This window comes from Pseudoduganella sp. SL102, assembly GCF_027856995.1.
Lineage (GTDB): Bacteria > Pseudomonadota > Gammaproteobacteria > Burkholderiales > Burkholderiaceae_D > Rugamonas > Rugamonas albidiflava.
In genome coordinates this window covers 823,191-848,353 of sequence record NZ_CP115554.1, presented here as the reverse complement: position 1 = coordinate 848,353, position 25,163 = coordinate 823,191, and the positions used below count along the sequence as shown (strand labels likewise).

Here is a 25,163-nt window from a genome sequence, read left to right as displayed (position 1 = left end):
CCTTAGAACTTCAGACCGGCTTCACGCGCGGCATCAGCCAGCGCCTTCACACGGCCGTGGTAACGGAAACCGGAGCGGTCGAACGCTACTTCGGTGATACCTGCCTTGATTGCCTTTTCGGCGACGCGCTTGCCCACCAGTGCGGCAGCGGCGGCGTTACCACCCTTGCCCGACTTGCCGGCCAGTTCGGCGCGAACTTCTGCTTCCACGGTAGACGCCGAAACCAGAACTTTAGCGTCCGGGCTGATCAGGTTCGCGTAAATGTGCAGGTTAGTGCGGTGGACCGACAGGCGGTTCACTTTCAGTTGCGCGATCTTGATGCGGGTTTGACGTCCGCGGCGCAGACGAGATTGCTTTTTATCCATCGTCAGCCCCTAATTACTTCTTCTTGGTTTCTTTGATCTTAACCACTTCGTCCACATAGCGGACGCCCTTGCCTTTATAAGGCTCAGGGGAGCGGTAAGCACGAACTTCTGCGGCAACCTGGCCGACCTGTTGACGGTCGATACCCTTGATCACGACTTCGGTCGGGGTCGGGGTGGCCACGGTCACGCCAGCCGGCATTGCATGCACGACCGGGTGGGAGAAGCCCAGCGACAGGTTCAGCTTGTCGCCTTGTGCCTGTGCCTTGTAACCCACGCCTACCAGGGACAGCTTCTTTTCGAAGCCCTTGGTGACGCCGGTGACCATGTTGTTGACCAGTGCGCGCAGCGTGCCGGACATGGCGTTCGCTTCACGGGATTCGTTGGCCACATCGAACGACAGCGTGCCGTTGTTGTTTTCAACTTTAACCAGGCCGTTCAGGCTCTGGGTCAGGGTGCCCAGCGGGCCCTTGACGGTGATCGCTTGTGCGGAGATGGCGACTTCGGCGCCAGCCGGCACGGCGATCGGCATTTTAGCTACTCGAGACATGTGTTACTCCTTAAGCCACGAAGCAGATGACTTCGCCACCGACGCCGGTAGCGCGCGCTTTGCGATCGGTCATGACGCCTTGCGGGGTCGACACGATTGCCACGCCCAGGCCGTTCATCACGGTCGGGATTTCATCCTTGCCTTTGTAGACGCGCAGACCCGGACGGGACACGCGCTCCAGGCGCTCGATGACAGGACGGCCGGTGTAGTACTTCAGGCCGATTTGCAGTTCCGCTTTGCCTTCGTTGGAGGACACTGCGAAATCTTCGATGTAGCCTTCGTCCTTCAGGACGGAGGCGATCGCCACTTTGACTTTCGACGACGGCATTGCAACGGTGGTCTTCTTCACACCCTGTGCATTGCGGATACGGGTCAGCATATCGGCGATAGGATCGCTCATACTCATTGCTTATTCTCCTATTACCAGCTGGCTTTGGTCATACCCGGGATTTCACCACGCATGGCGAATTCACGGAGCTTGGTGCGGGCCAGACCGAATTTACGGAAGGTGCCACGTGGACGGCCGGTGATGGCGCAGCGGTTACGCTGGCGGGTCGGAGCGGAGTTACGCGGCAGGGCCTGCAGTTTCAGGCGGGCTTCGTAACGCTCTTCTTCCGACTTCGACTGGTCGTCGATGATGGCTTTCAGAGCGGCGCGCTTGGCGGCGAATTTCTCCACCAGGTCGGCACGCTTCTGTTCACGGTTAATCAGTGCGAGTTTTGCCATGATCGGTTAGTTCCTGAACGGGAATTTGAATGCGGCGAGCAGAGCTTTCGCTTCGTCGTCGGTCTTGGCGGTCGTGGTGATCGAGATGTTCATGCCACGCAGCGCGTCGATCTTGTCGTACTCGATTTCCGGGAAGATGATCTGCTCTTTCACGCCGATGTTGTAGTTGCCGCGGCCATCGAACGAGCGGCCGGACACACCACGGAAGTCACGCACGCGCGGCAGTGCCACGGTGATGAAGCGATCCAGGAATTCATACATGCGGGCGCCACGCAGGGTCACCATGGTACCGATCGGGTAGCCTTCGCGGATCTTGAAACCAGCGATAGCTTTACGCGACTTGGTCGTCACAGGCTTCTGGCCGGCGATCTTGGTCAGGTCGCCAACAGCGTGCTCCAGGACCTTCTTGTCAGCGATTGCTTCGCCCACACCCATGTTCAGGGTGATCTTGGTCAGGCGCGGCACTTCCATTACCGATTTGTAGCCGAATTTCTCGGTCAGCTCGGAAACGACCTTCTCTTTGTATACTTGTTGCAGACGGGCCATTTTCAATTACCCCTTCACTACTTCGCCGGAGGACTTGAAGACGCGGACTTTTTTACCATCCACTTCCTTGAAGCCCACGCGATCGGCCTTGCCGGTCGCAGCGTTGAACAGAGCAACGTTGGACACGTGAATCGGCATGGTCTTGTCGACGATGCCACCAGTTACGCCCGTCATCGGGTTCGGCTTGACGGCCTTCTTGGCCACGTTCACGCCTTCCACCACGACGTGCTCAGCGTCTACACGCTGGGTCACTACGCCGCGCTTGCCCTTGTCCTTGCCGGTCAGGACGACGACTTCGTCGTTTTTGCGAATCTTATCCATTGTGACTCCTTACAGGACTTCCGGTGCCAGGGACACGATCTTCATGAACTTCTCGGTGCGCAGCTCGCGCGTCACCGGGCCAAAGATACGGGTACCGATCGGTTCCAGCTTGGAGTTCAGCAGGACGGCAGCGTTGCCATCGAACTTGACCAGGGAACCGTCCTGGCGACGCACACCCTTAGCGGTGCGCACAACCACGGCGTTATAAATTTCACCTTTTTTGACACGGCCGCGTGGCTGTGCCTGTTTAACCGTGACCTTGATCACGTCGCCGATGCCAGCGTAACGGCGCTTGGAACCGCCCAACACCTTGATGCACATAACTTCTTTCGCACCGGTGTTGTCGGCTACCTCGAGCCGGCTTTCAGTTTGAATCATAGTATTCTCTTTCCCAACTTAAGCCGAAGAATCCACACAATGCGGACCTCTCGGTCAGTCTTGGTCCCGCCAACGACGCTGCTGCATCATTGTTTGGGTGCTTGACCTTCATACAGTACTGACCGCGAAACCGCGTCTGTGGATAGACACTTAGCGGCGATACATGAACGAAGCCCGCAAGTATTACATACAACCTGCGGGCCTGCAAGAACTAATTGGAAAACGGACGGGAACGCAACGTTCCCGTCCGGCTTTCTTTTTAGACGATTTGTGCAGCTTGCACTACACGGGTCACCGTCCACGCCTTCGTCTTGGAGATCGGACGACCTTCCGAGATTTCCACCGTATCACCGGCTTTGACCTGGTTGGTTTCGTCATGTGCGTGGTATTTAGCCGAACGCACGATGATCTTGCCGTACAGAGGGTGCTTGACGTGACGCTCGATCAGCACGGTGACGGTCTTGTCCATCTTGTCGGACACCACTTTACCGATCAGCGTGCGCTTGAGCGACTGTTTCACTGGTTCGTTCATTTGGCTTCCTTCGTGTTCATTACCGTTTTGACGCGTGCGATGTCGCGGCGGACCTTCTTCAGCTGCGAGTTGTTGCTCAGCTGTTGCGTGGCGCTTTGCATACGCAGGCCGAACTGTGCCTTCAGCAGGTCGTTCAGTTCTTTCTGCAGAGCAGCCTGGTCTTTGCCGCGGAGTTCAGATGCTTTCATATTTCACTCCAATTATTGGCCAACCTGGCGCACCACGAAGGTGGTTGCCAGCGGCAGTTTGGCAGCAGCCAGGCGGAACGCTTCGCGTGCCAGCTCTTCGCCAACGCCGTCCATTTCGTACAGCACTTTACCTGGCTGGATTTCAGCCACGTAGTACTCCGGGTTACCCTTACCGTTACCCATACGGACTTCAGCCGGCTTGTTCGAAATCGGCTTGTCCGGGAAGATACGGATCCAGATACGGCCGCCACGCTTGATGTGACGGGTCATGGCACGACGGGCAGCTTCGATCTGGCGAGCCGTGATACGGCCACGCGCGACGGCTTTCAGACCGAATTCGCCGAACGACACGGCGGTGCCGCGCGTATGCGAAATACCGGTGTTACGGCCTTTCTGCTCTTTACGATACTTCCTGCGAGATGGTTGCAGCATGCTTTTTCTCCTGCTTATTCAGCTGCAGCCGGCTTCGCAGCGCGGCGAGCGGCTGGGGCGCCTGGTTTGGCGCCCGGACCTGGACGTGGGCCACGGCCCGGCTTACCGTCGTCGCGACGCGGACCGCGTGGCTTCTTCTCGTCGGCCGGGGTGTCGATGACTGGTGCTTCGCCGGTGGCGGAACGGTCACCCTTGTACACCCACACCTTGACGCCGATGATGCCGTAGGTGGTCGATGCTTCGGACGTGCCGTAGTCGATGTCCGCCTTCAGGGTATGCAGAGGCACGCGGCCTTCGCGATACCATTCGGTACGGGCGATCTCGATGCCGTTCAGACGGCCGGACGACATGATCTTGATGCCGACGGCGCCCAGGCGCATTGCATTCTGCATTGCGCGCTTCATGGCGCGGCGGAACATGATCCGCTTTTCCAGCTGCTGGGCGATCGAATCGGCGATCAGCTGCGAATCGATTTCCGGCTTGCGGATTTCCTCGATATTGACGTGCACCGGCACGCCCATGATCTTGGTCAGTTCCGACTTCAGCACTTCGATGTCTTCGCCCTTCTTGCCGATCACAACGCCCGGACGGGAGCTGTACACGGTGAAGCGGGCGTTCTTCGCAGGACGCTCGATGACGATGCGGCCGACGGAGGCGTTCTTCAGCTTCTTCTTCAGGTAGGCGCGTGCCTTCAGGTCTTCGTTCAGCATCGAAGCGAAGTTACCGTTGGTCGCGTACCAGCGGGAAGCCCAGTTACGGGTAACGGCCAGACGGAAGCCGGTTGGATGAATTTTCTGTCCCATCTTGGCTCCTTAGTTTCCGACCGTCAGGTAGACGTGGCAGGACTGCTTCGAGATACGGTCGCCACGGCCCTTTGCGCGCGCGGTGAAGCGCTTCAGGATCGGGCCCTTTTCGACGTAGATCGTTTTCACGTACAGCTCGTCGATATCGGCACCATCGTTGTGCTCGGCGTTCGCAATGGCGGACTCCAGCACCTTCTTGATGATGGTGGCGCCTTTTTTCGGGCTGAACTGCAGGATGTTCAGCGCGGCGTCAACCTTCTTGCCGCGGATCAGGTCAGCCACCAGGCGACCCTTTTGATCCGACAGGCGCACGCCTTTGAGGATTGCTTTGGTTTCCATTATTTCTTCGCCTTTTTGTCAGCAGCGTGGCCCTTGAACGTACGGGTCAGCGCGAACTCGCCGAGCTTGTGACCAACCATGTTCTCGGACACGTACACAGGCACGTGCACCTTGCCGTTGTGCACGGCAATCGTCAGGCCGATGAAGTCAGGCATGATCGTCGAACGGCGGGACCAGGTTTTGATTGGCTTCTTGTCTTTGGTCGCTTGCGCGGCTTCGACTTTCTTCACCAGGTGGGCGTCGCAGAACGGCCCTTTTTTCAATGAACGGGTCATGATTTATCCTTATTTCTTGCCGCGGCGCGAGACGATCATCGAAGAAGTGCGCTTGTTCGAACGCGTCTTCTTGCCCTTGGTCTGCTGGCCCCATGGCGACACTGGGTGACGACCAGCGGCGGTACGGCCTTCACCACCACCGTGCGGGTGGTCGATCGGGTTCATCACCACACCACGGACGGTCGGGCGGACACCGCGCCAACGCATCGCACCGGCTTTACCGATCTTGCGCAGGCTGTGTTCGGCATTGCCGACTTCGCCCACGGTTGCGCGGCACTCGATATGCACGCGGCGCACTTCGCCGGAGCGCAGGCGCACCTGGGCGTAAGTACCTTCGCGGGCCATCAGCACGACTGCGGCACCGGCGGTACGTGCCATCTGGGCACCTTTACCTGGCAGCATTTCGACGCAGTGGATCACGGTACCAACCGGGATGTTGCGGATCGGCAGGGTGTTGCCGGCCTTGATCGGCGCTTCCGAGCCGTTCATCAGCGTATCGCCGACGGACAGGCCTTTCGACGCGATGACATACTTGCGCTCGCCGTCGGCGTAGCACAGCAGGGCAATGTGCGCCGTGCGGTTCGGATCGTATTCGATACGTTCCACTTTCGCCGGGATACCATCCTTGTTGCGCTTGAAGTCGACGATACGGTAGTGCTGCTTGTGACCACCACCGATATGACGGGTGGTGATGTGGCCGTTGTTGTTACGGCCGGCGGTCTTCGATTTTTTCTCAACCAGCGCTGCCAGCGGACGACCCTTGTACAGGTCGGCGTTGACAACTTTCACCATGCCGCGACGGCCTGGGGAGGTTGGCTTCATCTTAACGAGTGCCATTATTTAGCCTCCTCGGAGAAATTGATTTCCTGGCCAGGCTTCAGGCACACGAAAGCACGCTTGGTAGCATTGCGACGGCCGATGAAACGACCCGAGCGCTTGACTTTACCTTCGCGGTTGACGGTCTGCACCGATTCCACTTCGACCTTGAACAGCAGTTCAACGGCGGCCTTGATTTCTGGCTTGGTCGCGTCCGGAGCAACACGGAACACGATCTGCTCGTTCTTTTCCGCGACCATGGTGGCCTTTTCGGAAATGACCGGCGCCACCAGCACCTTCAACAGGCGCTCTTCGCTAAATTTGACGGCGCTCATGCCAGCAACTCCTCAATCTTGGCCAGTGCCGCTTTGGTAACCAGGATCTTCTTGTAGAAGACCAGCGACATTGGATCTGCATGACGCGGCTCCACGACCAGCACGTTCGGCAGGTTGCGGGAAGCCAGCAGCAGGTTTTCTTCGATGTTCTCGGTGATGATCAGGACCGAATCCAGACCCATGCCAGCCAGCTTTTGCGACAGCAGCTTGGTTTTCGGGGCTTCGATCGACAGATCTTCGATCACGACCAGGCGCTCTTCGCGAGCCAGCTGGGAGAGGATCGAGCACAGGCCTGCGCGGTACATCTTCTTGTTCACTTTGTGGGTGAAGTTCTCGTCAGGCGAGTTCGGGAAGATGCGACCACCGCCACGCCACAGTGGCGACGACGACATACCAGCACGGGCGCGGCCGGTGCCTTTCTGGCGCCAAGGCTTCTTGGTCGTGTGGTGAACCTGTTCACGGTCCTTCTGCGCGCGGTTGCCGCTACGGGCGTTCGCTGCATAAGCAACCACGATCTGGTGGATCAGGGCTTCGTTGTAATCGCGGCCGAAGACGGTGTCTGCAGCAGCTACGTTCGACGCGGCTTGACCTTCAGCGTTCAAGAGCTTGAGTTCCATGAATTAAGCTCCCTTCTTAGCTTTGACTTTAACGGCTGGCGAGACGACCACCTGACCGTTTTTCGCGCCTGGCACAGCGCCTTTGACCAGCAGCAGCTGGCGTTCAGCGTCGATACGAGCGATTTCCAGGTTCTGGGTGGTGACGGTGACGTCGCCCATGTGACCGGTCATGCGCTTACCTGGGAACACGCGGCCCGGGTCCTGCGCCATACCGATGGAGCCTGGTACGTTGTGCGAACGCGAGTTACCGTGAGTCTGACGACCCGAAGCGAAGTTGTGACGCTTGATGGTACCGGCGTAGCCTTTACCGATCGAGGTGCCCTGCACGTCGATCTTTTGACCGACTTCGAACAGCGAAACGGCGACGACTTCGCCAGCTTTCAGTTCGGCAGCTTTGGCTGCATCGACACGGAACTCTTTCAGCAGAGTACCGGCTTCGACACCAGCTTTGGCGTAGTGACCCGCAGCGGCTTTGGTCACGCGGGAAGCGCGACGTTGACCGAATACGACCTGAACAGCGGAGTAACCATCCGTTTCAGGAGTTTTGATTTGGGCGATACGGTTGTTCGACACGTCCAGCACGGTCACAGGGATCGAATCCCCTTCGTCCGTGAAGATGCGCATCATGCCAACCTTGCGACCGAGGAGGCCAAGGCTCATTTTTTCTCCATTCCCACCTACGATTGGGCAGGGCTATGTTGAACTACTAAAAATGGTAAGGACGAAAAAGTACATTCCCATACCGAAGCCGGCTAGTGTACTTTGATTTGCCTCTTGACGCAACAAGTTAGTACGAGGTATGTCGATGTCTGTTGCACAAAGTTTGCACAGCGCGCAACGCGGGCACGGAATGGCTTTTCCAGGGGCGTGGAAAGCGGGTGATGAAGCGGCACCGGCGCGGTGGAGCGCGGTGCCGGCATGCCCCGCCGCCGGGCTTGCCGGTGACAGGGCAAGGGATGCCGCGGGGCGCGGCATCCCTGCGGACGGTCAGAACGCGTACTTCGCGCTGACGGTGAAGTAGCGCCCGTAGTTGTTGTGCAAGCCCTGGTTGTAGCCGGCTTCCGGCAGGAAGGTGCTCGAAATGCCCTCGGCCGGATCGTATGGCGCGCGCTTGTCGAACAGGTTCTGCACGTTCACGTTCAGCGTCAGGTTCTTGAAGCCGGTGTACGTATAGCCCAGGCCGAAGGTGACCCAGCGGCCGATCTTGCAGTCCGGGTAGTACTCCTCGTACAGCGGCACCGTGGCGTCGCGGTTCGGTTCGGCATCGCCCGGCTTTGCCGTGCCGTAGTGGCAGAACGGCTGGTCGTAGACCGTGCCGGCGTTGACGTGGCGCTTCAGCGAAACGGTCCCCACATAGTTGACCGAAGCGTTCACGGCATGGTCGCCCCGGGTCCACGTGCTGGCCACGTTGAACTTCAGCCGCGGCATTTCCTTCCCGCTGGACAGGTTCCAGTCGTAGATGCCGGCGTTGCCGCCCACCAGGTTGTGCTCGATGTCGCCGGCGTGCTGCGACAGCGAATAGTGCGTCATGTAAGTACCGTTCAGCTTGGTGCTGACGGTCCCCCAGTCGCCCACCCGCGCGCGGTGGCGCACTTCGAAGTCGATGCCGCGCACTTCGGTCGCGCCCTGGTTTTCCCATGGCAGCTTGACCATCAGCAGCGGCCCCGTGTTCTCCACCGGGTTACCGTTGGCGTCGGTCACGAAGTTGGCGGGATTCGTGTCGCGCACCACATTCTGCGGGAAGCGGTCTTCGTTCTTGATCGCCTCGAATGCGGAGCCCTGCACCACTTCGCCTTCCTTGCGGATGCGGAAGTACTCGACCAGGAAGTCCATGCTGCTGGTCGGCGAATAGATCAGCCCCAGCGAGTAGCTGCGCGATTTTTCCGGCACCAGGTCCGGGTTGGCGCCACCGGTACCGGCGGCGGTCTTGGCGCAGTCGACTTCGGTCGCACCCGGCTTCGGCGTGCGCTCGTCGGCTTCGCAGCGGCGGCGGTCGAACAGGTCGCGCAGGAAGACCTGCGAGCCGCCCGGCGTCACCTGCACCAGCGCCGGGGCGCGGAAGCCCTTCGTATAGGTGCCGCGGAAGGCCAGGCCGTCGAACGCGGTCCACTTCGCCCCCACTTTCGGCACGTAGTTGGTCTTGATGCCCGGGTACTTGTCGGCACGGCCGGCAAAGTCCAGCTCCAGGTTCTTCAGCAGCGGCGTGCGCAGCTCGACGAATGCCGACTTGACGTCGCGCTCGCCATCGATGATCGAGTTGACCAGTCCGAAGATCTGGCCGGTGGCCAGCACCGGAGTCGGGTCGAGCTGGATCTTTTCGCGGCGCACTTCGACGCCCAGCGCCAGGCCCATTGCGCCGCCCTGCAACTGGCCGAACTGCGTGCTGGCCTTGGCATCCCACTGCAGGATGGAGGCGCGGCCGAGGTTGGACACGTCCTGCGCGAGGGTGGGATCGGCGGCCAGCTGGGCCAGCGTGGTACCCGTGTTCAGCTTGCGCAGCGTCGGCAGGTAGAGCCGGTCGTTGTAGGTCTCTTCGCGTTCCGAACGGTTCCACAGCAGGCCGGTATCCCACGTCCAGCCGCGCAATTCGCCTTCGGCGCCCACCAGCAGGCGGGTGCTCTCGTTGAGGTTTTGCGTACCGCCCTGCAGGTTGGCGAAACGGTAGCCGACCGAGGCGCGCGCGTTCGGGAACGGATTGTCCGGATGGCCGATCTCGAGGATGGCCTGGAACGGTTCGGCCACGCCGGTCGCCGTGAAGTTGTTGGTCGACGACTGGCCCAGCGTGATCGGCGTGCCGGTGTACGTGCGCTCGGAACGGGCATAAGCCACCTCGGCGAATGCACGCGCATTGGCGCCCAGCTTCAGCACGCCGCGGCTCATCACCACGGCATCCTTGCCTTCGCTTTGCGCTTCGAGGAAGCGGGTCGCGTCGTAGTTGCAGAAGGTGCGGCCGACCCACACGCTGGTGGCCGGGAAGCCCATCTGCGTGGTACCCACCAGTTGCTCGGACGGGTCGCAGCCCAGCGTGGTGCGCAGGCGGTCGGCGGCATTGGCGCGGTTCACGCCGAAGTTGCGCGTGCCGGGCGCGCTTTCCCGATAAAACGTGGGGTATTGCGAGATCTGGCTGCCGTACGGCGTGGCGAAGCGGCCGTTCAGTTGCTGGTACTGGCTGAATGCGATATCCGTCGCGTCGCGCAGCGCGGTGCGGTCGCGCTTGGAGACATCGGCGGTGAAGAACACGTTGTAGCCATCGGTATCGAGGTCGCCCTTGCCCCATGCCGCGCTGACGCCGCGGCGGGCGAATTCGCCATCGTCATTGGCACTGGCGCGTGCGCCGAATTCAAAGCCCTGGTAATTGCTCTTCGTGATGAAGTTGATCACGCCGCCGATGGCATCCGAACCATACACGGCGGAGGCGCCATCCTTCAGGATCTCGACACGGTCGAGCGCGCTGACCGGAATGCTGTTCAGGTCGTACAGCGTGGAATTGCCGTCGTTCGGATCGGCGTACGCGGCGGGCGACATGCGCCGGCCGTTCAGCAGGATCAGGGTCGAGGTGGACGACAGGCCGCGCAGCGACGCCGTCGCAACGCCGCGCGAGAAGCCGCCATCGGTACTGTCGTAGTTGCTGTCCGAGCCGATCGCCGGCACGAAGCGCATCAGTTCCTGCACCGTCTGGGCGCCGGTATCCTTGATGTCCTGGGCCGTCACGACCTGGACGGGCGAGGTGCCTTCCTTGTCGGCGCGCTTCAGGTTGGAACCGGTGATGTACACGGTCTGGCTGGGCTGGGGCGCCGGCGCCTGCTGGGCCAGTACGGCAGGCACGGCAAGCGTGGCCGCCACCGCCATCACGCTGCGTTTCAATGTCAGCTGCATTGTTAATTCTCCCGAATATTATGTGTGAATTCGCCGTTACATCCCGTAACGATTCTTAGCAATTTCTCACAACTGTCGAGAAACATACAAAAATATTTGGGGTTTTACAGAATGCTAGTCGCCATTGTGTTGTATCGGCGCTAACGGGCCGTGGGAGATATCGTATTTCTTAGGCAAGATCGAATTTTATTTGCTTTCGCGTTGCCGCTGTTTGCGCCCTCGGCAACGCGCGGAATGGCAGCGTTGCAGCCAAACCGCGAAGCTGGGCGCCCGGGCGAGGTAACCGCGCGGCAGTCGTAAGGAGGCCCGCCGGGGTGGATTGGCGCCCTGCGCGCCCGATATCATCGCTTCCGCCGGCCCCGGCCCCAGCCGATGCGATAATCGCCGCATGGACCACTACATGCTACTCAAACTGCTGCACGTGCTCAGCTCGACGGTGCTGTTCGGCACCGGCATGGGCATTGCGTTCTTCAAGTGGATCACCGATCGCAGCGGCGACGTGCGGGCGATCCGCGTGGTGACTGAGCGCACCGTGCTGGCTGACTGGCTGTTCACCACCCCCGCCGTCATCGTGCAGCCCGTCACCGGCTTCGCCATGGTCTGGCTGGCCGGTTATCCGTGGCTCAGCACCTGGATCGTGTGGTCGGTCGCGCTGTATCTGCTGGCCGGCGCCTGCTGGCTGCCGGTCGTATGGCTGCAGATCCGCATGCGTGACCTGGCGCGGGTCGCCGACGCCGCCGGCAGCGCCCTGCCCCCGCTGTACTGGCGCTACCAGCGGCTGTGGTTCCTGCTCGGCATTCCGGCCTTCACTGCCCTGGTCGTCATTTTCTGGCTGATGCTGAACAAGCCGATGTAGGACTCGCCGGTTTGCGGCGCCACGTGCGAAACCGCGAGCGCCACCGCGCGCATGCATCGGATCAGCGGAGGTGCGTTCAATTCGCGCCAGCCGTGTCAGTCATCGAGCCCTCTGCAAACGACCGTGCTCCTGCAGCTTGCCTTTCTTGGCGCACGCACTAGGCTGCAGAAGCGCGTGCGAGACCTGCACTCCCTGCTGCCTTGGCGTACACGCGCCCCGCCTACGCACACTTCCATGGAGACTCCATCATGAAGCCTTGCTTTTCCAGCGCCACGCACTGTATACGCATCTTCCGGGCTTTTGCCCGCAGGCTTGCCAGGATCTGGACGGCCGCCCAAGGCGGCACGTTGCGCGCCTTCCTGCCGAGTGAGACAGTTCACGTCGGTTGCACTGCGGTGCTCGCCGCCGTCCTGCTGTCCAGCGCAGCGCCCGCCGCCGGGGTGGTACGGGATGGCCGCTTCAGCAGAACGGTCGAGATCTCGGTGTCCAAGGTGGATCCGAATGGCCCGGAGCCGGGCATCACGTTCAACGCGTTTCTACCGTACGGCAGCCTGTTTGCCCACGTGTGCTACACCAATGGGATATGCGATTTGCGAACCGAGGACCTCTACACCATCGACCTGTTGCCCAACCAGATATCCGTGAGCGCTTATGGCAACAACGCGACAGCGCAGATGGATGCCGCGTTCGGGACCTCGCATGTCGTTCATGCCGAACACCTCGAACCCGGATACAGCGTGGCCACCGTCTATTCCACGGCAGGTCTGCTGTTTGACGTCTTGCCGAATACTGCCGTAGTGCTGAGCGCTCACGTGTCTGGCGCGCTGGACGGTGCATTGCCGGGCTATACGGTGTCGGGGTTTTCGGCCCTTTACTCGTTCATTACCGTCGATGGCCTGGTCGTGGACCGCGGCGAGTACATCGGGATGTTGGGCCAGGACCCACTGATGTTCGACGAAACCGTGTCGGTGTCATTCCAGAGCGGCTCGGAACACCAGATACTCCGCTGGGATCTTACGGACGGGGCCAGCGTCGCCATCGCGGCAGCCATTCCGGAACCGTCGACGTATGCGATGCTGCTGGCCGGGCTGGTCACCCTGGGTGTCAGCCTGGGCCGCGGTACATCGCGCGGGCGGCCCTGGTCGCGGCCATAGCCGGGCTGCGAAGCACCGGCAAAAAAAAACCGGAGCTCGAGGCTCCGGTTTCCTTATGCCTGGATGGCAGTGCCATCCATGCGAATCAATTACTGCAGCTTGATCTCGACGTCCACGCCAGCCGGCAGGTCCAGCTTCATCAGTGCGTCAACGGTCTTGTCGGTCGGATCCACGATGTCCATCAGGCGCTGGTGGGTACGGATTTCGAACTGGTCGCGCGAGGTCTTGTTCACGTGCGGGGAACGCAGCACGTCGTAACGCTGGATGCGGGTCGGCAGGGGAACCGGACCTTTGACCACGGCGCCGGTGCGCTTGGCGGTGTCAACGATTTCCAGTGCGGACTGGTCAATCAGTTTGTAGTCGAAAGCCTTCAGGCGGATGCGGATCTTTTGATTCGGGGTGGACATGCTGATTCCTTAAAAAGAACGAACCGGGCGGCGAAAAACCTGCTCCGGCAATGTAGAAATATGCAACGCTTTACAACACTACTGCTTTCATGCAACTGAGCATAAAAGCAGCGGGACCGGCATGATATCACGCCCAGTCCCGCCGCATCAACGCTAAGCTTAGCCCAGGATCTTGGCTACAACACCCGCGCCGACGGTACGGCCGCCTTCACGGATTGCGAAACGCAGGCCTTCTTCCATGGCGATCGGGGAGATCAGCTTGACGGTGATCGACACGTTGTCGCCCGGCATGACCATCTCTTTGTCCGCTGGCAGCTCGATCGAGCCGGTCACGTCCGTCGTACGGAAGTAGAACTGAGGACGGTAGTTGTTGAAGAACGGGGTGTGACGGCCGCCTTCATCCTTCGACAGAACATAGATCTCGCCGGTGAAGTGGTTGTGCGGCTTGATCGAGCCCGGCTTGGCCAGAACCTGGCCACGCTGCACGTCTTCACGCTTGGTGCCGCGCAGCAGCAGGCCGACGTTGTCGCCAGCTTGACCCTGGTCCAGCAGCTTGCGGAACATTTCCACGCCGGTGCAGGTGGTCTTCACGGTGTCGATGATGCCGACGATTTCGATTTCTTCGCCGACCTTGATCACGCCACGCTCGACACGGCCGGTCACCACGGTACCGCGGCCGGAGATCGAGAACACGTCTTCCACAGGCATCAGGAAGGCGCCGTCCACAGCGCGCTCAGGCGTCGGGATGTAGGTGTCCAGTGCGTCCGCCAGGCGGATGATGCACTCTTCGCCCATTTCGCCCGGCTGGCCTTCCAGGGCCATACGTGCCGAACCTTTGATGATTGGCAGGTCGTCGCCAGGGAACTCGTACTTGGACAGCAGCTCGCGCACTTCCATTTCCACCAGTTCCAGCAGTTCCGCGTCGTCGACCAGGTCGCACTTGTTCAGGAACACGATGATGTAAGGCACGCCAACCTGACGGGCCAGCAGGATGTGTTCGCGGGTCTGCGGCATCGGGCCGTCAGCTGCGGAGCACACCAGGATCGCGCCGTCCATCTGGGCTGCGCCGGTGATCATGTTCTTGATGTAGTCGGCGTGGCCTGGGCAGTCAACGTGCGCGTAGTGACGGGCAGCGGTTTCGTACTCGACGTGCGCGGTGTTGATCGTGATGCCGCGTGCTTTTTCTTCCGGAGCAGCGTCGATCTGGTCGTAGGCCTTGGCTTCGCCGCCGAATTTCTTCGACAGCACCGTTGCGATTGCCGCGGTCAGCGTGGTCTTGCCGTGGTCGACGTGACCGATGGTGCCGACGTTGACGTGCGGTTTAGTCCGCTCAAACTTACCTTTTGCCATTTTATTTCTTCCTTAGAACTATGATTTAAGGTTGTCCGGCCGGGGTTTTGCCCCGGCCGATAAACGCTATTCTGATTTATTTCGCTTTCGCGGTCACGATCGCGTCGATAACGTGCTTCGGCGCTTCGGAGTAGTGCTTGAATTCCATCGTGTAGGTTGCACGGCCTTGCGTTGCGGAACGCAGCGAGGTCGAGTAACCGAACATTTCGGACAGCGGAACTTCGGCCTTGATGATCTTGCCGCCGCCGCCCGGGATTTCGTCCATGCCCTGCACCATGCCGCGACGGGACGACAGGTCGCCCATCACGTTACCGGCGTAGTCTTCCGGCGTTTCCACTTCCACGGCCATCATCGGCTCGAGGATGACTGGGGATGCCTTGCGGCAGCCGTCCTTGAATGCCATCGAACCGGCCATGCGGAACGCGTTTTCGTTCGAGTCCACGTCGTGGTAGGAACCGAAGGTCACGGTCACTTTCACGTCGACCACCGGGTAGCCGGCCAGGACACCGGTGTTCAGCGTTTCGCGCACACCTTTTTCCACCGCAGGGATGTATTCGCGAGGAATCACACCGCCCTTGATGGCGTCGACGAACTCGAAGCCCTTGCCCGGCTCTTGCGGTTCGATCGTCAGCACGGCGTGGCCGTACTGGCCGCGACCACCGGACTGCTTGACGAACTTGCCTTCCACGTCGGTGACGGTCTTGCGGATCGTCTCGCGGTAGGCAACCTGCGGCTTGCCGACGGTGGCTTCCACGCCGAATTCGCGCTTCATGCGGTCGACGATAATTTCCAGGTGCAGCTCGCCCATGCCGCCGATGATGGTCTGGCCGGATTCTTCGTCGGTCTTCACGCGGAACGACGGATCTTCCTGTGCCAGGCGGTTCAGCGCCAGGCCCATTTTTTCCTGGTCGGACTTGGTCTTCGGCTCGACGGCCTGCTGGATCACCGGCTCAGGGAAGACCATGCGTTCCAGGATGATCACCGCGGTCGGATCGCACAGCGTTTCGCCGGTCGTCACGTCTTTCAGGCCCACGGCGGCGGCGATGTCGCCAGCGCGCACTTCCTTGATTTCTTCACGCTGGTTGGCGTGCATCTGCAGGATGCGGCCCAGGCGTTCCTTGCGGTTCTTCACCGAGTTCAGCACGGTGTCGCCCGAGTTCACGGAACCCGAGTACACGCGGAAGAACGCCAGCTGGCCGACGAACGGGTCGGTCATGATCTTGAATGCCAGCGCGGAGAACTTCTCGTCGTCCGAAGCGGTACGGGTGACAGGCTGCTCGTCGTCGTCGGTGCCGCCGACCGGTGGGATGTCCACTGGCGAAGGCAGGTATTCGATGACGGCGTCCAGCATGGCCTGCACGCCCTTGTTCTTGAACGCGGTGCCGCACATCATCGGCACGATTTCCGAAGCGATCGTACGGGCGCGCAGCGCCTGCTTGATCTCGGCTTCCGACAGGTCGCCTTCTTCCAGGTACTTGTTCATCAGCTCTTCGCTGGATTCGGCGGCCGCTTCGACCATCTTCTCGCGCCACTCGGCGGCTTGCGCCTGCAGGTGTGCCGGGATGTCTTCGTAGTCGAACTTCATGCCCTGGGATGCGTCATCCCAGATGATCGCCTTCATCTTGACCAGGTCGACCACGCCGGCGAACGAATCTTCAGCGCCGATAGGGATCTGGATCGGCACCGGGTTGGCCTTCAGGCGAGCGCGCATCTGCTCGTAGACCTTGAAGAAGTTGGCACCGGTACGGTCCATCTTGTTGACGAAGGCCAGACGCGGCACCTTGTACTTGTTAGCCTGGCGCCACACGGTTTCCGACTGTGGCTGCACACCGCCCACTGCGCAGTAGACCATGCAGGCACCGTCCAGCACGCGCATCGAACGTTCCACTTCGATCGTGAAGTCGACGTGGCCCGGGGTATCGATGATGTTGATGTGGTGCGGCTGGAAGTTGTTGGCCATGCCTTTCCAGAAGCAGGTCGTGGCCGCGGACGTGATCGTGATGCCGCGCTCTTGTTCCTGCTCCATCCAGTCCATGGTGGCGGCGCCGTCGTGCACTTCACCAATCTTGTGGTTCACGCCGGTGTAGAACAGCACGCGCTCGGTGGTGGTCGTCTTACCAGCGTCGATGTGAGCAGAAATACCGATGTTGCGGTAGCGCTCGATGGGGGTCTTGCGGGCCATAATGAGATCCTAAATCTTTGAATGGACAAAACCGAGCGACACTTTTGAATCAAAAATGCGCCCGGCTTGAACAAAGGCCGGTCTTGCCGGCCGGAGTGTTTAGAAGCGGAAGTGCGAGAACGCCTTGTTCGCTTCTGCCATGCGGTGCACTTCGTCACGGCGCTTCATTGCGCCGCCGCGGCCTTCCGCAGCTTCCAGCAGCTCACCACCCAGACGTTGCGGCATCGACTTTTCGCTGCGCTTGTTCGCAGCTTCGCGCAGCCAACGCATGGACAGGGCCAGGCGGCGCACTGGGCGCACTTCAACCGGCACCTGGTAGTTCGCGCCGCCGACACGGCGGGACTTCACTTCAACCATTGGCTTGGCGTTGTTGATCGCTGCGGTGAACACTTCCAGCGGATCCTTGCCGGATTTTTGCTGGATATGGTCGAATGCACCGTAGATGATGTTTTCTGCGACCGACTTCTTGCCGGACAGCATCAGAACATTGACGAATTTGGCGACTTCGGTGTTGCCGAACTTTGGATCCGGCAGAATTTCGCGCTTGGGTACTTCACGACGACGTGGCATGTCTATTCCTTCCTGTCTTCAGTTGAGTGCCTCGTTCGGCACTCGCGTGGGCCATCATGGCCTCACACTTACTCGGTCTCGCGACCGCCTCAACTCATTGTGTATGCGACTAAGTACGACTTAGTGCAGAAAATTACTTCTTGGCTGCCTTGGCGCGCTTGGCACCGTACTTCGAGCGAGCCTGCTTGCGGTCCTTGACGCCCTGGGTATCCAGCGAGCCGCGAACCATGTGGTAACGCACACCCGGCAAGTCTTTCACACGGCCGCCGCGCAGCAGCACGACACTGTGTTCCTGCAGGTTGTGGCCTTCGCCGCCGATGTACGAAATGACTTCGAAACCGTTGGTCAGGCGCACCTTGGCGACTTTACGCAGTGCCGAGTTAGGCTTCTTCGGAGTGGTGGTGTACACGCGGGTGCACACGCCACGCTTTTGCGGGCAGTTTTCAAGTGCCGGCGATTTGCTCTTCACGACCAGGGCGGTACGTGGGTTGCGAATCAATTGATTGATGGTTGGCATCGTTCTAAATCCAACAAAATTACTGCTATTGACAACCCGGGCAGCCGAATCACAGCTGAATCACAGCTGAGTCGTGCTCCCGGGGGCTAAAACCAGTCTCCAGAGCCGCGCTCGCGAAAGACGCAAACAGCCACCCCTTCTGAAGGTGGCACTGAAAAAGCGTATACGAGGTGCAGACTAAATTGAGAACTCGCGAGTATAGACGGAGCGCAAAGTCCAGTCAACTGATTTGCAAAGCAATTAAGCGCGGCAACGGCTGCCCGGCGACATGAAAAGCACCGATAATAGCGCCCCATGCCCGTATGCGCGTCCGTCGCGCGCCGTGGCTGGCGCGCCGGCCCCTGCGCGCCCATCTGTGCGCATGCCGCTAGTGCGCTCATCCGTCATGCCATTGCTCATCCGGGGCCTGCCCGTCCGATATCGCCGTATGCCACCGTTGCTCCAGAATTTGCGCTGGCCGCGCCCGGCCCACCTGTTCATCCTGCTCAGTTACCTGGCGCTGTCGCTGGTGCCGTGGATCCGCATCCTGCTCGACAATCCCGTGCGCGACGGCTGGCAGATCCTCGGCATCGAGATCGCCGCCTGGACCGCCGTCTGGGCGGTGTTCAAGCGCCCGGCCTATTTTCACTGGCTGCTGATCCCCGCGTTCATGGCGCTGCCCACGGAAATCTACCTGCTGGCGTTCTATGGCCAGGGCATCTCCACGCACCACCTCGGCATCCTGGCAGAAACCAGCCCCGTCGAGGCACTCGAATTCCTCGGCGGCACGGTATGGACGATGCTGGCCGTGATGGCCGGCGTCGCCGCCTGGTGGGTGATGACGTTCCGCGCCGCGCGCCAGACCCGCGGCCTGGACTGGCAGGGTGCGTCGCGCTGGGTGGCCCTCGCGCTGCTGGGCGGCTTCGCGCTGCTGGCGGCCTATGCGTGGGAATTCGGTGCCGGCAAAATCCCCTCCTCCTCCGCTTCGGCCTCCGCCCCGGCGCAGGCCGGCGACGGCAGCCGCGGCGCCCACGCCACCGGCTGGCCCTTGCCGCCGCTGCCGCAATGGGCCCGCCCGCCCGTGCACTTCAAGTCCTTCATCGATTCCTGGCCGTTCGGCCTGGCCGCGCGCGGCATCGATTTCTACCGCGAGCGGCGCTACCTCGCCCAGCTGAACGAAACCAGCCGCCATTTCAGGTTCGGCGCCGACCAGCCCGGGGCCGACGACGTACCGGAAACGATCGTGCTCGTGATCGGCGAATCGTCGCGCCAGGACCGCTGGAGCCTGTTCGGCTACGGGCGCGAGACCAACCCGCTGCTGGCCCGCGAAGCCAACCTGGTGCCGCTGCCGGACGTGATCACGGCGGTCTCGGCCACGCGGCTGTCGGTCCCCGTGATCATTTCCCGCAAGCCGGCGCGGCAAAGCCTGAAAGATGGCTTCAGCGAAAAATCCTTCATCACGGCCTACAAGGAAGCGGGCTTCCGTACCTGGTGGCTGTCGAACCAGATCTCGTTCGGCAAGTTCGACACGCCGGTGTCCGTGTTCGCCCGCGAAGCGGACGTGGTGCAGTTCACCAACCTGGGCGGCTTCTCGGACAAGTCCACGCTCGACGAGGTCTTGTTCGAACCGCTGCGCGTGGCGATGGCCGACCGCACACCGAAAAAGCTGATCGTGCTGCACACGCTGGGCAGCCACTGGAACTACAGCCAGCGCCACCCGCAGTCGTTCGACCGCTGGCAGCCATCGCTGTTCGGCATCGACAAGCCGGTCTATACCGACATCGCCATCAAGCCGCGGCTGAACAACAGCTACGACAACACCATCCTGTATACCGACTGGTTCCTGGCGCAGGTGCTCGATCGCCTGGAATCGGCCAGGCAGCCGGCGGCCCTGCTGTACGTGGCCGACCATGGCCAGACGCTGTACGACGGCGCCTGCCGCATCGCCTTCCATGGCCACAACACGCAATATGAATTCCGCGTGCCGGCATTCATGTGGTACTCGGAACAATATGGCGACCGCTACCCGGACAAGGTGCGCCAGCTGCACCGGCACCGCAAGGCGAAACTGGCCACCGAAAACATGTTCCACACGCTGCTGGACATGGCCGACATCCGCTACCCCGCCGACCGCCTGGAATGGAGCTTCCTGTCCCCTACCTTCAAGCGCCACACCCGCTGGGTGGACAGCTACGGCTGGACGGACTACGACAACGCCACGCTGAAGGGCGATTGCCGCGAAGTCATCGCGAAAAAGCCGAAAAAGCGCCGGTAGCAATTGCCGAGCCCGGACGCTACCGGACAGCGCCGGACAAGGCCGGACGGCGGACACGCCACGCCAGAGTCCATTAAAAACAACCACTTAGCATCTGGCACGGTTCCTGCAATGTACAAGGCAACATTGACCTTGCAGGCCCGATCATGATCCGCGACACCTCCCATCAGGACACCGTCCTCGCCACACCCCCCGGCCGGCAATGGCAGCGCCGCGCGCTGCTGGCCGGTGGCGTGGCCCTGCTCGCCGCCGCCGCCTTCCTGGCAGTGCGCAACTGGTCCGCCAGCGAGCATTCGGTCAGCGCGGCGCGCCTGCGCGTCGCCGAAGTCACGCGCGGCACGCTGGTCCGCGACGCCGCCGTCAATGGCCGCATCGTGGCCGCCGTCAGCCCCACGCTGTACTCGACGGCGCCCTCCTCCACCGTCACGCTGAAGGTGCGCGCCGGCGATACCGTGAAACAGGGCGACGTGCTGGCCGTGCTGGAATCGCCCGACCTGACCGACGAGCTGAAGAAAGAGCAGTCGAGCTACCAGGAACTGGCCGCCGAAGTGGCGCGGCAGCAGATCCTGGCACGCAAGCAGAAGCTGCTGGCGCAGCGCGATGCCGACACGGCCGAGATCGAACGCCTGTCCGCGCAGCGCACGCTGGAGCGCTACGACGGCGTGGCCAACGAAGGCGTGGTCGCCAAGATCGATTACCAGAAAGCCAGGGATGCGCTGCGCGCCGCCGAGATCCGGGCACGCCATGCCATCCAGGCATCCACGCTGGAGAAGGACGACGTCGACCTGGCGCTGCGCACGAAAACGGCGCAGCTGGAGCGCCAGAAGCTGGTGCTGGCCAATGCCCGGCGCCGCGTCGACGAGCTGACCGTGCGCGCCCCCGTGGACGGCTTCATCGGGACCTTGAGCGTGGCCAACCGCAGCGTGGTGCAGGCCAACACGCCGCTGATGACGCTGGTCGACCTGTCCGCGCTGGAAGTCGAACTCGAAGTGCCGGAATCCTATGTCAACGACCTGGGCCTGGGCATGCGCGCCGAGATCACGGTGAACGGCGCCACCACGGCCGGCAAGCTGTCGGCCCTGTCCCCGGAGGTAGTGAAGAACCAGGTGCTGGCGCGCGTGCGCTTCGAAGGACGGCAGCCCGATGGCCTGCGCCAGAGCCAGCGCGTGCAGGCACGCCTGCTGATCGACGAGAAAGCCAACGTGCTGCTGCTGCCGCGCGGGCCGTTCGTGGAATCCGAAGGCGGCCGCTACGCCTACCTCGTTCAGGACGGCGTGGCCGTGCGCACGCCGATCCGCATGGGCGCCACCAGCATCAACGCGGTGGAAATCCTGTCCGGCCTGAAACAGGGCGACAGGGTCGTCGTCGCCGGCACCGAAACATTCGAGAACGCCAAGCGCGTCGCCATCAACAAGTAAGCAGTCAAGTAAGCAGTCATCACTCACTTCCGACAAGAGGCCACCATGCTGCGCATGCAAAACCTGAGCAAAGTCTACCGTACCCACATGATCGAAACGCACGCGCTGCGCGGCTTCGAGATCCATGTGAAACAGGGCGAATTCGTCACCGTGACCGGGCCGTCCGGCTCGGGCAAGACGAGTTTCCTGAACATCGCCGGCCTGCTGGAGGAATTCACCGCCGGCGAATACATCCTCGATGGCATCAACGTGAAAGGGATGGACGACAACGCCCGCTCGAAGCTGCGCAACGAAAAGCTGGGCTTCATCTTCCAGGGCTTCAACCTGATTCCCGACCTGTCGCTGTTCGATAACGTCGACGTGCCGCTGCGCTATCGCGGCTTCAACGCGGCCGAACGGAAGGAACGCATCGAGGATGCGCTGGCCAAGGTGGGCCTGGCATCGCGCATGAAGCACTACCCGGCCGAGCTGTCGGGCGGCCAGCAGCAGCGCGTGGCGATTGCCCGGGCGCTGGCCGGCACCCCGAAGCTGCTGCTGGCGGACGAACCGACCGGCAACCTCGACACGCAGATGGCGCGCGGCGTGATGGAACTGCTGGAGGAGATCAATGCGCAGGGCACCACGATCCTGATGGTCACGCATGACCCCGAGCTGGCCACGCGCTCGCAGCGCAACGTGCACATCATCGATGGCCAGGTATCGGACCTGGTGCGCAAGTCGCCCACGCTGGCGGCCTAAGGAGACGGCATGTTCTCGTCCCATATGTTCGGTTATTACTTCAAGCTGGGCCTGCGCAACCTGCGCCGCAACCCGGCGCTGACAGCGCTGATGGTGCTCACGCTGGCCATCGGCGTGGCCGCCAGCGTGTCGACGCTGACGATCCTGCATGTCATGTCCGGCAACCCGATGCCGCACAAGAGCGAGCGGATGGTCTCGGTCGTGTTCAACAACGGCCCGCTGGAAGGCTATTCGCCGGGCGACAAACCCAACGACGACCAGGTCAGCTACACCGATGCGATGAATCTCCAGGCCAGCGGCCAGGGTGCGCGGCGCACGGCGATGATGGGGCTGGGCGGCACGATCCAGCCGGATCGCAAGGATATCGCGCCGTTCGTCGTCACCGGCGGCGGCCCCTATCGCGATTTCTTCACCATGTTCGAGATTCCCTTCCTGCATGGCCAGGCGTGGACCGAGGCGGACGACAAGGCGGGCGCCGACGTGATGGTCCTGACCCGCGCGCTGTCGGAAAAGCTGTATGGAAACGACAACCCGGTGGGCCGGCGGCTGCGCTACAACGGTTTCGATTTCCTGATCACGGGCGTTATCGACAAGTGGGATCCAATCCCGCGCTTCCACCGCATCGTGGGCATGGGCGCGTTCGACGAGGAGGATGAATTCTTCCTGCCCATGGCAACGGCCGTGCGGCACGAATGGAACAACAGCGGCAGCACCAATTGCACCAGCAACGCCGGTGCCGGCTACCAGGCCTTCATCCGCTCCGAGTGCACCTGGATCCAGTTCTGGTTCGAGCTCCACTCCGCGGCAGACCGCGCCGCATTGCAGGACTGGATCGACGGCTATGCGGCCGAGCAGCGCAAGCTGGGCCGCATGCCGCGCAATGCACCGAACCACCTGTACAACCTCACCGAATGGCTGGAACACCTGAAGGTGGTGGGCAACGACAACAAGCTGTCGGCCTGGCTCGCATTCGGCTTCCTGCTGCTGTGCCTGGTGAACACCGTGGGCCTGTTGCTGGCGAAGTTTTCCGTGCGGGCGCCGGAAGTTGGCGTGCGCCGCGCCCTGGGCGCCTCGCGCAAGGAGATCTTCCATCAATTCCTGGTCGAGACGGCCGTCATCGGCCTGGCCGGTGGCGTCCTGGGCCTGCTGCTGGCACTGGGCGCACTGGGCCTGATTTCGCTGCAGTCGAAAGAGCTGGCGCTCGTGGCCCGGATGGACTGGGCAATGCTGTGCGTGACGTTCGCAATGGCCGTGGCCGCGGCGATCCTGGCCGGCCTGCTGCCCACCTGGCGGGCCTGCCAGGTGACCCCCGCCCTGCAACTGAAATCCCAATAGGAGACCGAGATGGCATTCAACCCGGAATTTCGTCCCATCCTGGCCGCGCTGATGCGCAACAAGACCGGCCCTGTCCTCGTGGCCGTGCAGGTCGCACTGAGCCTCGCGATCCTGGCCAACGCGCTGCATATCGTCAATGTGCGCCAGGCCGTCATGGACCGGCCGTCCGGCGTGGAGCGCGAGGCCGACATCTTCCACTTGCAGGTCAGCGAACTCAATTCCGCAAGCACCTTCAACGACATGGTGGCGCAACAGGTTCGCCAGGCCGCGCTCCTGCGCGCCGTGCCGGGCGTGGAGTCGGTGGCGCAGACCAACCAGGTGCCGCTGTCCAATTCGGGCAACAATACGGGCATGGCCGCGAGCCGCGACCAGGTGAAGGTGTCGACGGGAACCGCGTATTACGTGTCGCCCGATTCGGTGGTCAAGACATGGGGCCTGAAACTGGTGGAAGGCCGCGACTTCCAGCCCACGGAGGTGGTGAACCTGGACATGACGAAGGACGCCTATGAAACCAGCGTGATCATCATCACCCAGGCGCTGGCGAAAAAAGTGTGGCCCGACTCGACCAGTTATGTCGGCAAGCAGGTGTACTTCGGCACCGGCAGCGATGCCACGGCGGCCCGCGTCGTCGGCGTGGTCGAGCGCCTGCAATCGACCGGCGCCGAGGTGGGCGAACGGGGCGAGATGTCGATCATCCAGCCGATTCGCCGCATCACGTCGCCGCGCGCCATGTACACGGTGCGCGCCGAACCGGGCCAGCGCGATCGCGTGATGAAGGAAACGGAGGCGGTCTTGCGCAAGGATGCCAACAACCAGATCGTGGTGCGTCCGAAAACGTTCGATGAGGATCGCAGGAACCGCTATCGCGCGGACCGCGGCCTGGCCTGGATGCTGGTCGCCGTCAGCGTGCTGCTGATGCTGGTGACCGCCAGCGGCATCGTCGGCATGGCCAGCCTGTGGGTCACGCAGCGGCGCAAGCAGATCGGCGTGCGCCGTGCGCTGGGGGCGCGCCGGGTGGACATCCTGCGCTACTTCATCACCGAGAACGTGATGATCACCAGCGCCGGCGTGGCCGCCGGGCTGCTCGGCGCGCTGGGCCTGAACCACCTGCTGGTGACGAACCTGGAACTGGCACGGCTGCCGGCCAGCTACCTGCTGGCCGGCGCGGCGGCCTTCCTGGCCCTGGGCATCGCCGCCGTGTATGGCCCGGCCTGGCGCGCGGCCAGCATTTCGCCGGCCACCGCCACCCGCGGGGTGGTTTGAGGAAGTGCCGCAATGAAGTACAG

General features: G+C 61.9%; 30 protein-coding genes. 7 read left to right on the top strand and 23 right to left on the bottom strand.

The window, feature by feature from the left end; genetic code table 11:
• Positions 1-2: 2 nt before the first annotated feature.
• From rplR to OU994_RS03625, 18 genes are all read right to left on the bottom strand, one after another.
• Positions 3-365 (bottom strand): 50S ribosomal protein L18, encoded by a 363-nt coding sequence (gene rplR, locus OU994_RS03710; RefSeq protein WP_130186542.1) that lies wholly within the window; start codon positions 363-365, stop codon positions 3-5.
• 13 nt (positions 366-378) lie between these two features.
• Positions 379-912: a 50S ribosomal protein L6 gene (rplF, locus tag OU994_RS03705; RefSeq protein WP_131148092.1), complete on the bottom strand. Its 534-nt coding sequence runs from the start codon at positions 910-912 to the stop codon at positions 379-381.
• A 10-nt stretch (positions 913-922) separates the two neighbouring features.
• Complete coding sequence (gene rpsH, locus OU994_RS03700; protein ID WP_131148093.1) at positions 923-1,318, bottom strand: 30S ribosomal protein S8; 396 nt, start codon at positions 1,316-1,318, stop codon at positions 923-925.
• A 14-nt stretch (positions 1,319-1,332) separates the two neighbouring features.
• Entirely contained in the window at positions 1,333-1,638 is a 306-nt protein-coding gene (gene rpsN / locus OU994_RS03695) for a 30S ribosomal protein S14 (RefSeq protein WP_130186545.1), read from the bottom strand.
• A gap of 6 nt (positions 1,639-1,644) precedes the next feature.
• Positions 1,645-2,184, bottom strand: coding sequence for a 50S ribosomal protein L5 (gene rplE, locus OU994_RS03690; RefSeq protein WP_130186546.1), 540 nt, complete (start codon positions 2,182-2,184; stop codon positions 1,645-1,647).
• A gap of 6 nt (positions 2,185-2,190) precedes the next feature.
• Positions 2,191-2,505, bottom strand: a complete 315-nt coding sequence (rplX, locus tag OU994_RS03685; RefSeq protein ID WP_131148095.1) for a 50S ribosomal protein L24 — start codon at positions 2,503-2,505, stop codon at positions 2,191-2,193.
• A 9-nt stretch (positions 2,506-2,514) separates the two neighbouring features.
• Positions 2,515-2,883: a 50S ribosomal protein L14 gene (gene rplN, locus OU994_RS03680; RefSeq protein ID WP_130186548.1), complete on the bottom strand. Its 369-nt coding sequence runs from the start codon at positions 2,881-2,883 to the stop codon at positions 2,515-2,517.
• Between the two features lie 259 nt (positions 2,884-3,142).
• Positions 3,143-3,415, bottom strand: coding sequence for a 30S ribosomal protein S17 (gene rpsQ, locus OU994_RS03675; protein WP_131148096.1), 273 nt, complete (start codon positions 3,413-3,415; stop codon positions 3,143-3,145).
• Positions 3,412-3,603: a 50S ribosomal protein L29 gene (gene rpmC, locus OU994_RS03670; protein ID WP_130186550.1), complete on the bottom strand. Its 192-nt coding sequence runs from the start codon at positions 3,601-3,603 to the stop codon at positions 3,412-3,414. The genes rpsQ and rpmC overlap by 4 nt, the downstream gene beginning before the upstream one ends.
• A gap of 12 nt (positions 3,604-3,615) precedes the next feature.
• Positions 3,616-4,035, bottom strand: coding sequence for a 50S ribosomal protein L16 (gene rplP / locus OU994_RS03665; protein ID WP_056337588.1), 420 nt, complete (start codon positions 4,033-4,035; stop codon positions 3,616-3,618).
• Between the two features lie 14 nt (positions 4,036-4,049).
• A complete protein-coding gene (gene rpsC, locus OU994_RS03660; RefSeq protein ID WP_131148097.1) occupies positions 4,050-4,838 on the bottom strand; it encodes a 30S ribosomal protein S3 in 789 nt (262 codons plus the stop codon).
• 9 nt (positions 4,839-4,847) lie between these two features.
• A complete protein-coding gene (gene rplV, locus OU994_RS03655; RefSeq protein WP_174800461.1) occupies positions 4,848-5,180 on the bottom strand; it encodes a 50S ribosomal protein L22 in 333 nt (110 codons plus the stop codon).
• Positions 5,177-5,452 (bottom strand): 30S ribosomal protein S19, encoded by a 276-nt coding sequence (rpsS, locus tag OU994_RS03650; RefSeq protein ID WP_093556914.1) that lies wholly within the window; start codon positions 5,450-5,452, stop codon positions 5,177-5,179. The genes rplV and rpsS overlap by 4 nt, the downstream gene beginning before the upstream one ends.
• A gap of 9 nt (positions 5,453-5,461) precedes the next feature.
• Positions 5,462-6,289: a 50S ribosomal protein L2 gene (rplB, locus tag OU994_RS03645; RefSeq protein ID WP_131148098.1), complete on the bottom strand. Its 828-nt coding sequence runs from the start codon at positions 6,287-6,289 to the stop codon at positions 5,462-5,464.
• Positions 6,289-6,603, bottom strand: a complete 315-nt coding sequence (gene rplW / locus OU994_RS03640; protein WP_131148099.1) for a 50S ribosomal protein L23 — start codon at positions 6,601-6,603, stop codon at positions 6,289-6,291. Before rplW ends, rplB begins: the two co-directional genes overlap by 1 nt.
• Positions 6,600-7,220 carry a 50S ribosomal protein L4 gene (gene rplD / locus OU994_RS03635; RefSeq protein WP_130186556.1) on the bottom strand — a complete coding sequence of 207 codons (621 nt, stop codon included), beginning with the start codon at positions 7,218-7,220 and terminating at the stop codon, positions 6,600-6,602. Before rplD ends, rplW begins: the two co-directional genes overlap by 4 nt.
• Before the next feature lie 3 nt (positions 7,221-7,223).
• Positions 7,224-7,880, bottom strand: coding sequence for a 50S ribosomal protein L3 (gene rplC, locus OU994_RS03630; protein ID WP_281609670.1), 657 nt, complete (start codon positions 7,878-7,880; stop codon positions 7,224-7,226).
• A 327-nt stretch (positions 7,881-8,207) separates the two neighbouring features.
• Positions 8,208-11,096, bottom strand: coding sequence for a TonB-dependent siderophore receptor (locus OU994_RS03625; RefSeq protein WP_281609669.1), 2,889 nt, complete (start codon positions 11,094-11,096; stop codon positions 8,208-8,210).
• A 400-nt stretch (positions 11,097-11,496) separates the two neighbouring features.
• On the opposite strand from OU994_RS03625, the gene OU994_RS03620 reads away from it, so the two are divergent.
• Together OU994_RS03620 and OU994_RS03615 are read left to right on the top strand one after the other, a co-directional pair.
• Positions 11,497-11,952, top strand: a complete 456-nt coding sequence (locus OU994_RS03620; RefSeq protein WP_281609668.1) for a DUF2269 domain-containing protein — start codon at positions 11,497-11,499, stop codon at positions 11,950-11,952.
• A gap of 248 nt (positions 11,953-12,200) precedes the next feature.
• Positions 12,201-13,106, top strand: a complete 906-nt coding sequence (locus tag OU994_RS03615; RefSeq protein WP_281609667.1) for a PEP-CTERM sorting domain-containing protein — start codon at positions 12,201-12,203, stop codon at positions 13,104-13,106.
• Between the two features lie 89 nt (positions 13,107-13,195).
• Here the strand turns inward: OU994_RS03615 and rpsJ are convergent, their stop codons facing one another.
• The 5 genes from rpsJ to rpsL form a co-directional block, all read right to left on the bottom strand.
• Positions 13,196-13,513 (bottom strand): 30S ribosomal protein S10, encoded by a 318-nt coding sequence (gene rpsJ / locus OU994_RS03610; protein ID WP_050409777.1) that lies wholly within the window; start codon positions 13,511-13,513, stop codon positions 13,196-13,198.
• Between the two features lie 159 nt (positions 13,514-13,672).
• Positions 13,673-14,863 carry an elongation factor Tu gene (gene tuf / locus OU994_RS03605; protein ID WP_130186564.1) on the bottom strand — a complete coding sequence of 397 codons (1,191 nt, stop codon included), beginning with the start codon at positions 14,861-14,863 and terminating at the stop codon, positions 13,673-13,675.
• Between the two features lie 76 nt (positions 14,864-14,939).
• Positions 14,940-17,045, bottom strand: a complete 2,106-nt coding sequence (gene fusA / locus OU994_RS03600; protein ID WP_131148105.1) for an elongation factor G — start codon at positions 17,043-17,045, stop codon at positions 14,940-14,942.
• Positions 17,046-17,144: 99 nt separating this feature from the next.
• Complete coding sequence (gene rpsG, locus OU994_RS03595) at positions 17,145-17,615, bottom strand: 30S ribosomal protein S7 (protein WP_130186566.1); 471 nt, start codon at positions 17,613-17,615, stop codon at positions 17,145-17,147.
• Between the two features lie 133 nt (positions 17,616-17,748).
• A complete protein-coding gene (rpsL, locus tag OU994_RS03590) occupies positions 17,749-18,132 on the bottom strand; it encodes a 30S ribosomal protein S12 (RefSeq protein ID WP_130186567.1) in 384 nt (127 codons plus the stop codon).
• Between the two features lie 427 nt (positions 18,133-18,559).
• On the opposite strand from rpsL, the gene OU994_RS03585 reads away from it, so the two are divergent.
• The 5 genes from OU994_RS03585 to OU994_RS03565 all read left to right on the top strand — a co-directional run bounded on the left by OU994_RS03585 (position 18,560) and on the right by OU994_RS03565 (position 25,140).
• Positions 18,560-20,386 carry a phosphoethanolamine transferase gene (locus OU994_RS03585; RefSeq protein WP_281609666.1) on the top strand — a complete coding sequence of 609 codons (1,827 nt, stop codon included), beginning with the start codon at positions 18,560-18,562 and terminating at the stop codon, positions 20,384-20,386.
• A 146-nt stretch (positions 20,387-20,532) separates the two neighbouring features.
• Entirely contained in the window at positions 20,533-21,804 is a 1,272-nt protein-coding gene (locus OU994_RS03580; RefSeq protein WP_281609665.1) for an efflux RND transporter periplasmic adaptor subunit, read from the top strand.
• A 45-nt stretch (positions 21,805-21,849) separates the two neighbouring features.
• The gene (locus OU994_RS03575; RefSeq protein WP_131148108.1) at positions 21,850-22,542 is read left to right on the top strand and encodes an ABC transporter ATP-binding protein; all 693 of its coding nucleotides are present in this window, start codon (positions 21,850-21,852) and stop codon (positions 22,540-22,542) included.
• Positions 22,543-22,551: 9 nt separating this feature from the next.
• The gene (locus OU994_RS03570) at positions 22,552-23,877 is read left to right on the top strand and encodes an ABC transporter permease (protein WP_307731790.1); all 1,326 of its coding nucleotides are present in this window, start codon (positions 22,552-22,554) and stop codon (positions 23,875-23,877) included.
• 9 nt (positions 23,878-23,886) lie between these two features.
• On the top strand, positions 23,887-25,140 hold the full coding sequence (locus OU994_RS03565) for an ABC transporter permease (RefSeq protein WP_281609664.1): 1,254 nt from the start codon (positions 23,887-23,889) through the stop codon (positions 25,138-25,140).
• Positions 25,141-25,163: the final 23 nt, after the last annotated feature.

Excerpts from the sequence above, each read along its gene's own strand:
- rpsS (WP_093556914.1), bottom strand. The coding sequence starts at position 5,452 with ATGACCCGTTCATTGAAAAAAGGGCCGTTCTGCGACGCCCACCTGGTG.
- rplD (WP_130186556.1), bottom strand. The coding sequence starts at position 7,220 with ATGGAACTCAAGCTCTTGAACGCTGAAGGTCAAGCCGCGTCGAACGTA.
- rplP (WP_056337588.1), bottom strand. The coding sequence starts at position 4,035 with ATGCTGCAACCATCTCGCAGGAAGTATCGTAAAGAGCAGAAAGGCCGT.
- rplF (WP_131148092.1), bottom strand. The coding sequence starts at position 912 with ATGTCTCGAGTAGCTAAAATGCCGATCGCCGTGCCGGCTGGCGCCGAA.
- rpsN (WP_130186545.1), bottom strand. The coding sequence starts at position 1,638 with ATGGCAAAACTCGCACTGATTAACCGTGAACAGAAGCGTGCCGACCTG.
- rplW (WP_131148099.1), bottom strand. The coding sequence starts at position 6,603 with ATGAGCGCCGTCAAATTTAGCGAAGAGCGCCTGTTGAAGGTGCTGGTG.
- rplC (WP_281609670.1), bottom strand. The coding sequence starts at position 7,880 with ATGAGCCTTGGCCTCCTCGGTCGCAAGGTTGGCATGATGCGCATCTTC.
- rpsQ (WP_131148096.1), bottom strand. The coding sequence starts at position 3,415 with ATGAACGAACCAGTGAAACAGTCGCTCAAGCGCACGCTGATCGGTAAA.
- rpsH (WP_131148093.1), bottom strand. The coding sequence starts at position 1,318 with ATGAGTATGAGCGATCCTATCGCCGATATGCTGACCCGTATCCGCAAT.
- rplX (WP_131148095.1), bottom strand. The coding sequence starts at position 2,505 with ATGGATAAGATTCGCAAAAACGACGAAGTCGTCGTCCTGACCGGCAAG.
- rplR (WP_130186542.1), bottom strand. The coding sequence starts at position 365 with ATGGATAAAAAGCAATCTCGTCTGCGCCGCGGACGTCAAACCCGCATC.
- rpsL (WP_130186567.1), bottom strand. The coding sequence starts at position 18,132 with ATGCCAACCATCAATCAATTGATTCGCAACCCACGTACCGCCCTGGTC.
- OU994_RS03585 (WP_281609666.1), top strand. The coding sequence starts at position 18,560 with ATGCCACCGTTGCTCCAGAATTTGCGCTGGCCGCGCCCGGCCCACCTG.
- rpmC (WP_130186550.1), bottom strand. The coding sequence starts at position 3,603 with ATGAAAGCATCTGAACTCCGCGGCAAAGACCAGGCTGCTCTGCAGAAA.
- rpsC (WP_131148097.1), bottom strand. The coding sequence starts at position 4,838 with ATGGGACAGAAAATTCATCCAACCGGCTTCCGTCTGGCCGTTACCCGT.
- rplE (WP_130186546.1), bottom strand. The coding sequence starts at position 2,184 with ATGGCCCGTCTGCAACAAGTATACAAAGAGAAGGTCGTTTCCGAGCTG.
- OU994_RS03625 (WP_281609669.1), bottom strand. The coding sequence starts at position 11,096 with ATGCAGCTGACATTGAAACGCAGCGTGATGGCGGTGGCGGCCACGCTT.
- tuf (WP_130186564.1), bottom strand. The coding sequence starts at position 14,863 with ATGGCAAAAGGTAAGTTTGAGCGGACTAAACCGCACGTCAACGTCGGC.
- OU994_RS03570 (WP_307731790.1), top strand. The coding sequence starts at position 22,552 with ATGTTCTCGTCCCATATGTTCGGTTATTACTTCAAGCTGGGCCTGCGC.
- OU994_RS03580 (WP_281609665.1), top strand. The coding sequence starts at position 20,533 with ATGATCCGCGACACCTCCCATCAGGACACCGTCCTCGCCACACCCCCC.
- OU994_RS03565 (WP_281609664.1), top strand. The coding sequence starts at position 23,887 with ATGGCATTCAACCCGGAATTTCGTCCCATCCTGGCCGCGCTGATGCGC.
- OU994_RS03620 (WP_281609668.1), top strand. The coding sequence starts at position 11,497 with ATGCTACTCAAACTGCTGCACGTGCTCAGCTCGACGGTGCTGTTCGGC.
- rpsJ (WP_050409777.1), bottom strand. The coding sequence starts at position 13,513 with ATGTCCACCCCGAATCAAAAGATCCGCATCCGCCTGAAGGCTTTCGAC.
- fusA (WP_131148105.1), bottom strand. The coding sequence starts at position 17,045 with ATGGCCCGCAAGACCCCCATCGAGCGCTACCGCAACATCGGTATTTCT.
- OU994_RS03615 (WP_281609667.1), top strand. The coding sequence starts at position 12,201 with ATGAAGCCTTGCTTTTCCAGCGCCACGCACTGTATACGCATCTTCCGG.
- rplB (WP_131148098.1), bottom strand. The coding sequence starts at position 6,289 with ATGGCACTCGTTAAGATGAAGCCAACCTCCCCAGGCCGTCGCGGCATG.
- rpsG (WP_130186566.1), bottom strand. The coding sequence starts at position 17,615 with ATGCCACGTCGTCGTGAAGTACCCAAGCGCGAAATTCTGCCGGATCCA.
- OU994_RS03575 (WP_131148108.1), top strand. The coding sequence starts at position 21,850 with ATGCTGCGCATGCAAAACCTGAGCAAAGTCTACCGTACCCACATGATC.
- rplN (WP_130186548.1), bottom strand. The coding sequence starts at position 2,883 with ATGATTCAAACTGAAAGCCGGCTCGAGGTAGCCGACAACACCGGTGCG.